Consider the following 13333-nt stretch of genomic DNA (forward strand, 5'->3'; position numbering starts at 1 on the left):
CCTAGCCCATGCCCGAGGTGAAGTTCAGGAAACGGGTGCTGGCACCTTGGAATGTCAAGCGCACGCTCCCAATCGGGCCATTACGTTGTTTGCCCACGATGATTTCCGCCGTACCCTTATCGGGCGAATCGGGGTTATAGACCTCGTCGCGATAGATGAACAAAATAAGGTCGGCATCCTGCTCGATTGCTCCCGACTCCCGCAGATCGCTCATCACCGGGCGCTTGTTGGGGCGCTGCTCAAGACTGCGGTTCAACTGCGACAAGGCAATCAGCGGGCATTGCAGCTCTTTGGCGAGGCCTTTCAGCGATCGGCTGATTTCGGAGATCTCGGTAGCGCGGTTCTCGCCCGAAGAGTTCGCGGACATCAACTGCATATAGTCGATAATGATCAGTCCCAACTGGCCGCACTGCCTGGCCAACCGGCGTGAACGCGCGCGAACTTCCATGGATGTCAGTGCCGGCGTTTCGTCGATGTAGATCTGGGCTTCCTGGACTTGCTGTACGGCATGCGTAAGCCGTGGCCAGTCGTCTGCCGTCAGCTTGCCAGTACGCATGCGGTGCTGGTCCAGCATGCCCACCGAACCGACCATGCGCATGGCCAACTGCACGGCACCCATTTCCATGGAGAACACAGCAACCGGCAAGCCCTGCTCAATGGCAACGTGCTCGCCAATATTCATGGAAAACGACGTCTTGCCCATGGACGGACGGCCTGCAACGATGACCAGGTCGCCCGCCTGCAGGCCCGACGTCATTCGGTCGAGGTCGGTAAAGCCGGTCGGCACGCCGGTAATGTCGGAATCGCCTTCCCGGTGATAGAGTTCGTCGATGCGTTCGACGACTTGTGTCAGCAACGGCTGGATTTCCTGGAAACCGGTAGTACCGCGCGAGCCCTCTTGTGAAATCTGGAACACGCGAGACTCGGCCTCGTCCAGCAACTGCCGGGCCTCTTTTCCTTGCGGATTGAACGCGGCGGCCGATATTTCGTCGGCAACCGACACCAGCTTACGCAGCATCGAGCGTTCGCGAACGATTTCAGCGTAACGCCTGATATTGGCGGCGGAGGGTGTGTTGTGTGCCAAGGCATTCAGGTAGGCCAGACCGCCCACCTCGTCGGACTTGCCTGCACTGGCGAGCGACTCATTGACGGTAACTACGTCGGCCGGGCGTGCCAGGCTGATAAGACGCGTGATGTGCTGCCAGATGATCTTGTGATCAAAACGATAGAAATCGTCTTCATTCAACACATCGGTGATGCGGTCATAGGCGGCGTTGTCCAGCAACAGACCGCCCAGCACAGACTGCTCGGCCTCGACCGAATGCGGCGGCACGCGCAGGTAATCCAGCTGCGCATCACTGTTTTTTTTCTTGCTGTCCAAATTGACGCTCCGGAACAAATCAGATCAAAATACAAAAAGCCGGCATACACCGGCTTCTTGCTTCATGCGGGCGAGGCGTACATTCCGGAACAAAGGAATGTACCACGTGGCTGATCTGGAATCAGGCCATTTCGCCTTGTACACGAACCGTGATCTCGACCACTACATCAGCATGCAGAGCAACGGACACGGGAAACTCACCGACAGCCTTGAGCGCGCCGTCGGGCAAGCGAACCTGCGATTTCTGGACCGAGTCGTAGCCTTGCTTGGCCAACGCTTCAGCGATGTCCATGCTGGTGACGGAACCGAACAAACGGCCGTCGACACCGGCTTTCTGTGAAATGACAATAGACAGGTCGGCCAGCTTTTCGCCGGTGGCCTGTGCTGCCGCCAGTTTCTCGGCTTGCACTTTTTCAAGTTCGGCGCGACGCTCTTCAAACTCTTTCAGAGCGGTTTCAGTGGCGCGACGGGCGATTTTCTGGGGAATCAGGAAATTACGGGCATAACCGTCGCGTACGCGGACGACTTCACCGAGATTGCCTAGATTGACGACTTTTTCGAGCAGGATGATTTGCATGACGATAGGCCCCGGATTAGTTGTGGTTATCGGTGTAAGGCAGCAAGGCCAGGAAACGCGAACGCTTGATCGCTGTATCGAGCTGACGTTGGTAATGTGCCTTGGTACCGGTCAAACGCGCAGGAATGATCTTGCCATTTTCCTGGATGAAGTCACGCAGTGTATCCAGATCTTTATAGTCGATCTCGTCAACATTGGCAGCTGTGAAACGGCAGAACTTGCGACGTTTGAACAGCGGATTTTGTTGCGTGAACTTGCGTTTTTCTTTGCCTTTTTTGAAGAAAGCCATAATGTGCCTCTTTAATGTCTGGGCTTAGCCCAAGCTGTCTGTTCCATGCATCGAGCGTTTATTCGCTCGCGCAGCGATTTACCATGAATTCCTGCTATACAACGGCGCTTGCGCCGCCGGCAAAAACCCGATTTGCCTGTTGTATATGCAATACCAGTTTGTTGGAGCCTTTACGTGCCGGGGCAAGAAAGCCCTGTATCGATAAAGATGCACCCAAAGGGGTATCGGCCAACAACAAAGCGATGTCTCCAAGAGCAACTGCAGTAAGTACCAGCTCTATCCGACGCATATGACCGGCTTCCTGGACCTCTGATTCGTGGCTCAACATCATTTCAACTGCTGGCAGGCCGGCCGGGGTATACCGTAATGGCTTGACCTCGAGGGCTGAAGCAGACAACAGAAGTTGATTCACGCGTTGACTCGGGACACAGGTCCTTATTCCGCCTGTGGAGCCGGCGCGACTTCAGCGCTTGCCTTGCGGGCTTCTTCACGCTCGACCGACTTCATCATGAGTGACGGCGCGGTGTGCGCTTTCTTGGTCTTGATGAGTAGGTGGCGCAAGATGGCGTCGTTGTAGCGGAAGGAATGTTCGAGTTCGTCGAGCACGGTCTGTCCGCATTCGATGTTGAAACAAACATAATGAGCCTTCACCAGCTTCTGGATAGGGTAAGCCAATTGGCGGCGGCCCCAATCTTCCAGGCGATGAATCTGACCACCATTGCTGGTAACCACTGCCGAATAACGTTCGATCATGGCGGGCACTTGCTCGCTTTGATCGGGATGCACAATAAACACTACCTCGTAGTGACGCATAAACTACACTCCTTGTGGATATCTTTTGATGCGACCAGCGATATCGCTGCCATCAAAAGGAACAGCCCGCCCATAAAACTCCAGGGGCCGCCATAGCGGCTCAAGCAGTATGAAAACATGTGGGTCGAGCAAGAAACAACCAAGCATTCTACCATCGTTGCGTAAACCACCGCAAGCGCCATGGAAAGGTGTCGTGGCGATTTACCCTTCGACTACGGCGTAGGCGGAATGGTTGTGTATGGATTCAAAATTCTCGGCCTCGACGCGAAACCGTTGGACACCTGCTACGTTCTGGAGTTGCACCGCCACGTCGCGTACGAGATCCTCGACGAATTTCGGGTTCTCGTAGGCGCGCTCGGTAACGTATTTTTCGTCGCTGCGCTTGAGCAGCCCCCACAGTTCACATGACGCCTGCTGTTCAATTCCGCGGATGAGCGTATCGACTTCAACCAGTGCCGGGTCGGCAAATACGGCGTTGACCGTAATATGGGATCGTTGATTGTGCGCACCATATTGTGAAATGGCCTTGGAGCAAGGACAAAGACTGGTTACCGGTACGAGCACGGACAGTTCGAATTCGGCCTGGCCAACCGTGTTCGCCGCCGCGGACCCGCATGCGGCCGCCGTCTGCACGCGGGCAGTCCATTTGACTTCGTAGTCCATCAGGCTTGCCACTCCTGAAACAGGAGCCACCTTGGTCATGAAATACGGAAACGATGCTGCGATATCGCCTTTTTCGGAATTAAGGAGCACCAGCATGGAAACCGCCATGTCGCAGAACCGTGCGGGTGTCATGGGTGTTTGCCGGTGCTGCTCGAGCAAGGCCACAAAACGGGACATATGGGTACCCTTTTCGTGTGCCGGCAAAGATACCGTGAGCTCCCAGGTGCCAACCGTAGGAAGCGACCCACCCGACTCGGCGGCGATCAGCATGGGATGCCGTACGCCACGCACACCCACACGCTCGATGGCAATATGCCGGATATCGACGCTGCTTTGCACGTCAGGCATGGCAACAGCAGAATCAATCATTATATTCATGATAAAAGACCTATAAAGCACTCACTATACGAAGCGCCGGTTTGCAGACAACCGCTTATTATGCGGCATAGAGCCACCGTATAACCCTATAACCATGGTGGTATTAGGTACTTTGCCTAGCGACGGGAACGGCTTGCTCCGTCAACAGGGCGCCGAAACGCTGCTGTATAGAGAGCTGAATGCCCGGTGCATTGAGCCCCAACTCGCCGAGAATAACGGTTTGTTCGCCATGATCGATGAACTGGTCGGGCAGGCCCAACTGGAGCACTGGGCGCAAAATCCCTTGTCGGCTGAAATATTCCAGGACGGCGCTGCCCGCTCCGCCCATGATCGCGGCCTCTTCAATAGTAACAAAGGCGTCGTGTTCTTGGGCCAGCGCCTGCAACATCGCTTCATCCAGCGGCTTTACAAAACGCATGTCGACGACTGTCGCATTGATTTCCTGCGCCGCCAGCAAGGCTTCGTGCAACAAAGGACCAAAGGCCAGGATCGCGATTCTTTCGCCGGAACGCTTGAGCACTGCCTTGCCGATATCAACTGTTTCGAGGTCGGCCTGGACCTCGGCGCCGCAACCCGGTCCGCGCGGATATCGCACTGAAGCAGGACCGGGATGCTCATAACAGGTACTCAGCAACAAGCGGGTCTCGTTCTCGTCGGAGGGAACGGCGATGACCATATTCGGTATGCAGCGCAGAAAGGCGATATCGAAGTTTCCAGCATGCGTTGCGCCATCGGCGCCTACAATTCCGGCACGGTCCAGGGCGAAGGTCACATCCAGATTCTGCAAGGCAACATCATGAATCAACTGGTCGTAACCACGTTGCAGGAATGTCGAGTAAATGGCAACGACGGGCTTTTCGCCCTCGCAGGCCAGGCCGGCTGCAAACGTGACGGCGTGCTGTTCGGCTATGCCGGCATCGATATATCGGGCGGGAAAGCGCTGCTCGAATGCGACCATGCCGCTGCCTTCGCGCATCGCCGGGGTGATCCCATAAAGACGGCTGTCCGCGGCAGCCATGTCGCAAAGCCAGCGTCCGAAAACCTGGGTGAAAGTTTGCTTCGGCGGTGATTTGGGTTTCTGGATGCCGACACTGGGATCGAATTTGCCAGGCCCGTGATACAAAACCGGATCAGCTTCAGCCAGCTTATAACCCTGCCCCTTCTTTGTGACGACATGCAGGAACTGCAAACCGCCAAGACTGCGCAGGTTTTCCAGCGTTGGAACGAGCGCATCGAGATCGTGCCCATCGATAGGCCCGACATAATTGAAGCCAAGCTCCTCGAATAAGGTGGCAGGCGAGACCATGCCTTTGGCATGCCCTTCAAAACGCCGCGCCAGCTCGAGAACGGGAGGCACATGCTGCAGGACCGCCCGCCCGACGTTCTTTGCCGTGGCATAAAAACGCCCCGACAGAAGCCGCGCCAGATAGTGATTCAGCGCCCCTACCGGCGGCGATATCGACATGTCGTTGTCATTGAGCACCACGAGGACATTGACGCCCGGTGTTACCCCGGCATTATTCAATGCCTCGAAGGCCATGCCAGCCGTCATGGCGCCATCGCCGATCACCGCAATATGTTGACGGTCGCTGAGCCCCGCGTTGCGCGACGCGACTGCCATACCGAGCACCGCCGATATGGACGTGGACGAGTGCGCCGTGCCGAATGCGTCGTACTCCGACTCGCTGCGCTTGGGGAAACCGGAAATGCCACCTTTCTGTCGGAGCCTGGCCATTTGTTCGCGCCGGCCGGTAAGGATCTTGTGTGGATACGATTGGTGTCCCACGTCCCAGACAATTCTATCGTCAGGCGTGTTGAATACATGATGCAAGGCAATAGTCAGCTCGACCGTGCCCAGGTTCGATGACAGATGGCCGCCGGTCTTGGAGACGGTATGCAGCACAAACTCACGTAATTGCTCTGCGACATCTTTGAGCTCGCGTCGATCCAGCAGACGCAGGTCCGCCGGTGAATGAATTTGTTCGAGAGTAGCGTGGGTCATACGAGTGATAGAGTAGTGTCCAGACAGCATTTTAGACCGTCAACAATAACAGTAAGCGCAGGCGCCGCGAAATGAACCTAGCGATCGCGTCCGACGATGTAGTTCGCAATGCCGGCTAAGTGGGCTGCCGAGGGTCCCAGCGGCAGCAATGCGGCTTGTGCCTGATCGCGCAGGCTGTGCAGAAGGTCATGGGATCCGTCCAGCCCCATGATGGACACGTAAGTGGGCTTGTTTTCAGCGGCATCCTTGCCGGCTGTCTTACCGAGCGTGGCGGTATCGGAAGTGACATCCAGAATGTCGTCGACGACTTGAAACGCCAGGCCGATGGCGCCGGCATAGCTCTCCAGACCGGCGCGTGTGGCCGAGCTGGCCCCGGCGACTATCCCGCCCAGTAAAACGCTTGCTTCCAGCAATGCACCTGTTTTCATGCGGTGCATCTGCTGCAGTTGGTCGCCTGTCAGCGCGTGGCCTACGCTGTCGCAATCAATGGCCTGCCCGCCGACCATTCCAAGGCTGCCGGCCGAACGCGCCAATAGCAGCGTCGCCTGCACGGTAAGGGCGGGTGCGATCGGCATAAGGCCAAGCAACTCGAAGGCCAATGGCTGCAGAGCGTCGCCGGCCAGCATGGCCGTCGCCTCATTGAACTTGACGTGCACGGTGGGTCTGCCCCGACGCAAGTCATCGTCATCCATGCATGGCAGGTCATCGTGTATCAACGAATACGCATGGATCAACTCAACAGCGGCGGCGGCGTGATCCAGCGCGATGCGCTGCGCCGAAGCTTCCGAGCCGGTTTGCAGGGAAGCTTCGCCAGCAGCATAGACCAAAGCCGCCCGCACTCGCTTGCCGCCACCAAGCACCGCGTAGCGCATCGCCTGGTGCAGACCTTCTGGTATGGTCTCGGGAGGCGGCAGCAGGCGATCGAGCACGTCCTCGATATGTTCGACACGCTCTCGCAGCCACACGGAAAAATCGATCGGTTCTCGACCCATCCTATTCCTCATCGCCTTCTGGTGCATCGGCCAACGGCTTGAGCAGGTTGCCCTGCAGCACTTTGACCTGCTGTTCAGCCTGATCAAGCCGGCGCTGGCATATCCGGGCCAGCTCGACGCCCTCTTCATAGGCGGCCAGCGACTGATCCAGGGCCAATGACCCATTTTCCATTTTCGCGACCAGCGCTTCGAGTTGCGCGAGTGCCGTTTCGAAATCCTGGGGCAACGCGGTTGCTTCGGCAGCCGATTTCTTGCTCTCAGGCAGAGCGCTTGTTTTCGTGTCAACCATGATTCATTCCAGAAGATAGGCGGGTCGGGAACGCCCCACATTTTATGCATCTCGTCCAAATTGTACGAGATGCCCTGCGAATTGCCGAAAACCCTTATTCGGGCCTCTAGTCGGCGCCCATGCAGCTGCAAATCGCACTCTCGTTTGTGCCTGTCACGATCCCTACTTGGGGTACAATTCCCCCCTTACTCAATTTATCGGCCAGGCCTTTTTTCGTCGCACCAGGACGCGCCATCCTCCTGGTTTTTCACCGCGGGGGCGAATTATGACCGACATTGGTCGGAAAGCGCACATTGCGCCGGCACAAACGCAACTATCTGTCGGCAGCTACTTCGACGATGCTATTTTTGTCCAAGAGCAAGAACTCATTTTCAAGAAATCGTCGCTATACGTAGGACATGAAAAACTCGTGCCCGACGTCGGCGACTGGCGCACCCTGCCCCAGGAAAACAGTGGCCGGATGCTGGTGCGCAACACCCAGGGCGTTGAACTGATTTCAAATGTCTGCCGCCACCGCCAGGCCATCATGCTGGGGGACGTCCAGCAAAACGGTAGCGCGACACAAAGCCAGAACGGTAATCTGCGCGATACCGGTGGGAATATTGTATGCCCCGTCCACCGATGGACGTACAGCCAGCAAGGAAAGCTGATGGGCGCGCCGCAGTTTCCTGAAACACCGTGCATGAACCTTCAGAAGTTCACGCTCAAGAACTGCCACGGGCTGCTGTTTGAAGGACCGCGCGATCCCGCCGTCGATATGACGGCCCTTTTTGCACGTCCCGAATTCGATTTCTCCGATTACGTGCTCGATCATGTCGAGGTACACCAATGCCACTATAACTGGAAGACCTTCATCGAAGTCTACCTGGAAGACTATCACGTCGGTCCATTCCATCCCGGATTGGGAAGATTTGTAAGCTGCGAAGATCTGGCCTGGGAATTCTCGAGCATGTATAGCTCGCAGCGTGTGGGCATACACAGCGCGCTAGGCCAGCCAGGTACCGCTACCTATCGCCGTTGGCATGAGCAGCTGATGAACTACCGCAGTGGCGAGGCACCGCAATTCGGTGCGGTCTGGGTGACGTACTTTCCCACGCACATGATCGAGCTCTATCCCCATGTATTGGTCCTGTCGACGCTGCATCCGGTGAGTCCGCAAGAGACCATCAATATCGTCGAGTTCTATTACCCCGAAGACATCGTGGCATTCGAGCGCGAGTTCGTGCAGGCGCACCGCGCCGCGTATATGGAAACCGCCGTCGAGGACGACGAAATCGCCGAACGCATGGACGCTGGCCGACGGGCACTGATGCGACGCGGGGCCGATGATCAGGGGCCGTACCAATCACCCATGGAAGACGGCATGCGACATTTTCATGAATGGTATCGTCGCATGATGGATCCAGCCGGAGTTTAGCCTCGCTCGACCGGGCGTGCCGGATCACTGCACCACTCGCTCCAAGAACCGTGATACAAGGCTGAACCATGCAAGCCCGCCAGCTCCATGGCGAACAGGTTATGGCTGGCGGTAATACCGGATCCGCACTGATGCACGATATGGTCAGCTGGGCGTCCTTGAAGAAGCTCATCGAAATCGTGGCGCAGTTCTGCAGCTGACTTGAAGCGCCCGTCTTCGCGGACATTCAACGTACTGGGCCGGTTCAAGGCGCCCGGGATATGGCCGGCCACGGGATCCATAGGCTCGACCTCCCCACGGTATCGGTTGGCCGCCCTGGCGTCGAGCACGACAAAGGACGGCTTGCCGATATTGGCCAACACTGTCTGTGCATCGACCGTCGGCATGCTGGCCTGACCCGGATAGCCGGAATCTTTCGTGGCCTGCCCCCCAGTCACTGCGGGCACGGTAGTACCGGTTTCGATGTCTCCGCCGGCAGCAACCCATGCTGGCCACCCCCCGTCGAGTACGGCGGCATTTTCGTGCCCAAGCCAGCGCAACATCCACCAAAGGTGGGCGGCGAACATGCTGTTGCCGCCGTCGTAGATAAGTACTGAAGTGCGGGGGGTCAATCCCTGGGCCCGCATGAGCGCAGCGAAATCGTCCCGGGACGGGAGCGGATGACGTCCATTGCTCCCCGTCTTCGGCGCCGCCAGCTGGCGTTCGTGATCGAGATAGAGGGCGCCGGGGATGTGCCCTTTCTGGTGGGCTGCCCGGCCCGCCGCATGATCGACAAGATCATGCCTGACATCGAAGACGAGCCAGCCCGAAGCCGGCAATTTGTGTACGAGGGTGGGCGCATCGATCAATAGATCAGGCATGTCGGGACTCCTTTTCGTTGACGGGATTCGTTGTGGCGACTGTGGCAGCCTGCATGACCACGGTGGTCTGGCCCCTCATGACACGATCCTCGCTATAGGTGCGCCATATGGACAGCAGGCCCGAAGCAATGATCATCGCCATACCTCCCCAGGCGATCGCATCCGGCAGGTCATCCCAGAAGATGATCCCCAACATGGCGGCAAAGATGATCGTGGTGTATTGCAACGCGGCCGTCAAGAGCGCCGACCCCATGCCGAAAGCGCGCGTCATGGCCAACTGCCCCACGAGGCCCAGCAGACCGACTCCGGCCAAGGCCAGCCAGGCGGCAACATCGATATGGCCCCATCCCTCGACGGCGATTCCGCCCACGCTGGTCAGACATACGCAGCAGGAAAAGATCAGTACCGTGCGCCACTCGGGCTCACCGACCCGTCCCAATTCCCGGACCTGCATCATGGCCACCGCCGATAGCGCTCCGGCGCCCAGGCCAAGAAGCGCGGCAAACCAGTGTTCCTGACCGATGCTCGGGCGCAGTACTGCGACCACCCCGATAAAACCGAATAGCACCGCAATAAGCCGGACGGGATCGCGCTGCGTGCCACCACGGGCGAGCATCCAGCCGGCGATGAACAAGGGAGCAGTGTAATTCAGGCTGATTGCAGTCGAAAGGGGTAAATGGGCAATCGCGAAAAAACCCAGCCACATTGATGTGACGCCCGAAATATTGCGCCACAGGTGAAGCTTCCAGCTTGGCGGTCTGAGTCGGCGATGTGTAAATTTGGCCCAGCACAACAGCAGCACTACCGAAGGAATTCCTCGAAATAAGACCACGTGCGGCAGAGAAGCACCATAATCGGAGGCGACTTTCACACATGCCCCCATGCCAGCAAACATGACACTCGCCAGTAACATCCACAGAGACTGCATGAAATCAACCGAATTCAGATTTAAACTACAAAGTCGATACTATACTCTGCCGTTTTCCCAATTATTGGCTGCCCCGCTTTAAATCCAGGAACTGGACTCCATATATACAGTCCAACTTCGTTGTTCGCTACGCCGGAAACTTTAAACATGAAACGAATCGTCCTCTTCTTGCTAACCAATTTCGCTGTACTGATCGTACTCAGCGCGTCCATGAGCGTGCTGGGCGTCGGCCGGTTCCTTACAGCGAACGGGCTGGACCTGACACAGTTGCTGATTTTCTCCGCCATCATCGGGTTCACAGGTTCGATCATTTCATTGCTCATCAGCAAATGGATGGCAAAACAGAGCACCGGCGCACGTGTCATCGATCCCCAGGCGCCGGCCAACGCAAAGGAAGCCTGGCTGGTTGACACCGTGCACCAACTGGCCGACCGCGCGGGCATAGGCCGCCCCGAAGTCGCCATCTATGACGGCGCTCCCAATGCATTCGCCACCGGTGCATCCAGGAACAACGCCCTGGTCGCCGTATCCACCGGTCTGCTTGAAAGCATGACCGAAGAAGAAGTCGCGGGCGTACTTGGCCATGAAGTGGCACACGTCGCAAACGGCGACATGATTACGCTTACGCTGATCCAGGGCGTGGTCAATACCTTCGTGGTGTTCTTCGCCCGCATCGTCGGCTACTTCGTAGACCGCGTCATCTTGAAGAACGATCGCGACATCGGCATTGGTTATTACGTCACTGTCATCGCGTGTGAAATTGTATTCGGCATCCTTGCCTCGATCATCGTCGCCTGGTTTTCACGCCAACGCGAATACCGGGCCGATGCCGGCTCCGCAAGTCTGCTTGCGTCTCGCGAACCAATGTTGCGGGCGCTGGCGCGGCTGGGCGGCATGGAAGCCGGCGAGCTACCCAAGGCTTTCAAATCCTCCGGCATCTCAGGGAACCGTGCCATCAGCGCCATGTTTGCCTCGCATCCACCCATCCAGGCGCGCATAAACGCCTTGCACGCTGCCCAACGAATTTAATACGCAAGGCGGGTCTATCATGCAGTCATGAAAGAATTGTTCGCTCTGCTTGATTTTGGCGGCTACATCGCCCTGCTGCTTTGGGGCGTCCATATGGTGCAGAGCGGCGTACAACGCGCGTTCGGCGCGTCGCTTGGTATCTGGATGGGTCGCGCCCTGGGCACTCGCGTGCGGGCATTTTTCACCGGTCTTGCCATTACATCGGCCATACAAAGCAGTACGGCGACGGGCTTGATGATCGCCAGTTTTGCGGCGGGCGGACTGGTTGCGCTTGGCCCCGGCCTTGCCGCGATGCTCGGCGCGAACGTCGGTACAACCTTGATCGTGCAACTGCTGTCTTTCAACCTGACCGCAGTGGCTCCCGCCTCCATCCTGATCGGAGTGTGGTTGTTCCGGCGCAATCAGCCTAGCAGGCGCCGTGACCTCGGCCGTGTATTCATTGGCTTGGGTCTTCTATTGATGGCGCTGCAACAACTGGTGCAGCTTTTTGCACCGCTGCAAGACGCCAGCCTGTTGCAGATTCTGTTGGGTGCCTTGTCCGACCAGCCTGTGATCGGCCTGTTGCTGGCCGCGATACTCGCATGGGCGGCGCACTCCAGTGTAGCCGTCGTGGTCCTGATCATGTCATTGGCGGCTCATGGACTGGTCACGCCCGCATTGGCCTTCGCACTCGTACTGGGGGCCAACCTCGGCACATCCATCAATCCCATGCTGGAAGGCAGCGCCGACAACAATCCAGCCGCGCGGCGGCTCCCCCTGGGCAATCTGGGTATGCGCCTGGCTGGATGCATGCTGGCCCTGTCGCTGCTGCCATGGCTACCTTCGCTAATGGCGTTTTTCAGTCCCGATCCGTCGCGCGCGGTAGCTAACTTCCATACACTTTTCAATGTGCTGACCGCCTTGCTATTTCTGCCCATCCTCACCCCATATTCAAAGTTGCTCGTAAAGCTGCTGCCCAAGCGTACCGATCCCAACGACCCCTCGCGTCCGCAGTACCTGGACGAATCGGCGCATGAAGTTCCGGGCATTGCACTGGGAAATGCGGCCAGAGAGGCCTTGCGACTGGCCGATATGCTTCAAAGCCTGATTGGAATGGCTCGCGCCAGCGTGCTGCAAGACAACCGACACCGCAACGCCCATGCGCGCTACATCAGCAACGCCATCAATCGGCTGGAACGGCTCATCACAACGTATGTGGCAACGCTGGATCAGGATGCGTTGAATTCCGCAGACCACCGCCGCCGTGACGAGATCCTGGTCTTTTCAGCAAATATTGCCCACGCTGCCAGCCTGATCACCAATGGCTTGCTTGTGCATGCCGCCGGCGTGTTCAAGAAAGGCAGGTCTTTTACTCCCAAGCAAGCCACGGAATTGACGACGATGCTGGACCGGCTGATTCGCAATCAGCGCCAGGCCGCCGCCCTGTTCGTCGCCGAAGATGTAAGAAGCGCGAAATTCCTCGCCTTCGAAAAAGACCATTTCAGGGAACTGGAAACCAACGCCGCAGAGCAGCACCTGGAAAACATCAAATTGGGCCGACTCGACGCGGCCGAGCTGGGCTCCTTCTACCTAGACATACTGCGCGATATCAAGACCGTGAACTCCTACCTGATCGAAGCGTCCGCCTACCCGATACTGGCCAAGAATAACGAACTGTTGCCCAACCGCCTGCGCGATAGCGAAAGCCTGACAGAATAAATACCCCGCCTGGCGCA

14 protein-coding genes are annotated in these 13333 nt (G+C 57.5%); 3 read left to right on the forward strand and 11 right to left on the reverse strand.

Annotated features, from left to right (window positions below; genetic code table 11):
* Position 1: 1 nt before the first annotated feature.
* From CR155_RS02680 to CR155_RS02720, 9 genes are all read right to left on the reverse strand, one after another.
* Positions 2–1381 (reverse strand): replicative DNA helicase, encoded by a 1380-nt coding sequence (locus CR155_RS02680; protein WP_102068462.1) that lies wholly within the window; start codon positions 1379–1381, stop codon positions 2–4.
* A gap of 121 nt (positions 1382–1502) precedes the next feature.
* A complete protein-coding gene (gene rplI, locus CR155_RS02685; protein ID WP_102068463.1) occupies positions 1503–1958 on the reverse strand; it encodes a 50S ribosomal protein L9 in 456 nt (151 codons plus the stop codon).
* A gap of 16 nt (positions 1959–1974) precedes the next feature.
* Positions 1975–2247, reverse strand: a complete 273-nt coding sequence (gene rpsR, locus CR155_RS02690; RefSeq protein WP_073108404.1) for a 30S ribosomal protein S18 — start codon at positions 2245–2247, stop codon at positions 1975–1977.
* Between the two features lie 94 nt (positions 2248–2341).
* Entirely contained in the window at positions 2342–2659 is a 318-nt protein-coding gene (gene priB / locus CR155_RS02695) for a primosomal replication protein N (RefSeq protein WP_102068464.1), read from the reverse strand.
* Between the two features lie 23 nt (positions 2660–2682).
* Positions 2683–3060 (reverse strand): 30S ribosomal protein S6, encoded by a 378-nt coding sequence (gene rpsF / locus CR155_RS02700; protein ID WP_102068465.1) that lies wholly within the window; start codon positions 3058–3060, stop codon positions 2683–2685.
* A gap of 201 nt (positions 3061–3261) precedes the next feature.
* The gene (gene folE2, locus CR155_RS02705) at positions 3262–4101 is read right to left on the reverse strand and encodes a GTP cyclohydrolase FolE2 (protein WP_102068466.1); all 840 of its coding nucleotides are present in this window, start codon (positions 4099–4101) and stop codon (positions 3262–3264) included.
* 103 nt (positions 4102–4204) lie between these two features.
* Positions 4205–6103, reverse strand: a complete 1899-nt coding sequence (dxs, locus tag CR155_RS02710; protein ID WP_102068467.1) for a 1-deoxy-D-xylulose-5-phosphate synthase — start codon at positions 6101–6103, stop codon at positions 4205–4207.
* Positions 6104–6180: 77 nt separating this feature from the next.
* Positions 6181–7095: a polyprenyl synthetase family protein gene (locus CR155_RS02715; RefSeq protein ID WP_102068468.1), complete on the reverse strand. Its 915-nt coding sequence runs from the start codon at positions 7093–7095 to the stop codon at positions 6181–6183.
* Position 7096: 1 nt separating this feature from the next.
* Positions 7097–7360 (reverse strand): exodeoxyribonuclease VII small subunit, encoded by a 264-nt coding sequence (locus CR155_RS02720; protein ID WP_199171668.1) that lies wholly within the window; start codon positions 7358–7360, stop codon positions 7097–7099.
* Between the two features lie 289 nt (positions 7361–7649).
* On the opposite strand from CR155_RS02720, the gene CR155_RS02725 reads away from it, so the two are divergent.
* Positions 7650–8801, forward strand: a complete 1152-nt coding sequence (locus tag CR155_RS02725; RefSeq protein ID WP_102068470.1) for an aromatic ring-hydroxylating oxygenase subunit alpha — start codon at positions 7650–7652, stop codon at positions 8799–8801.
* On the opposite strand, the gene CR155_RS02730 is transcribed toward CR155_RS02725, so the two are convergent.
* Positions 8798–9661 carry a sulfurtransferase gene (locus tag CR155_RS02730; RefSeq protein ID WP_102068471.1) on the reverse strand — a complete coding sequence of 288 codons (864 nt, stop codon included), beginning with the start codon at positions 9659–9661 and terminating at the stop codon, positions 8798–8800. The genes CR155_RS02725 and CR155_RS02730 overlap by 4 nt on opposite strands.
* The gene (locus CR155_RS02735) at positions 9654–10589 is read right to left on the reverse strand and encodes a DMT family transporter (protein WP_102068472.1); all 936 of its coding nucleotides are present in this window, start codon (positions 10587–10589) and stop codon (positions 9654–9656) included. The genes CR155_RS02730 and CR155_RS02735 overlap by 8 nt, the downstream gene beginning before the upstream one ends.
* Before the next feature lie 147 nt (positions 10590–10736).
* Between CR155_RS02735 and htpX the strand changes: the two genes are divergently transcribed.
* A complete protein-coding gene (gene htpX, locus CR155_RS02740; protein WP_102068473.1) occupies positions 10737–11618 on the forward strand; it encodes a protease HtpX in 882 nt (293 codons plus the stop codon).
* A 27-nt stretch (positions 11619–11645) separates the two neighbouring features.
* A complete protein-coding gene (locus tag CR155_RS02745) occupies positions 11646–13316 on the forward strand; it encodes a Na/Pi cotransporter family protein (RefSeq protein WP_102068474.1) in 1671 nt (556 codons plus the stop codon).
* The last annotated feature ends 17 nt before the right edge of the window (positions 13317–13333 follow it).

It is taken from the genome of Pollutimonas nitritireducens, assembly GCF_002849615.1.
In the GTDB taxonomy this organism is placed as follows: domain Bacteria; phylum Pseudomonadota; class Gammaproteobacteria; order Burkholderiales; family Burkholderiaceae_B; genus Pollutimonas; species Pollutimonas nitritireducens.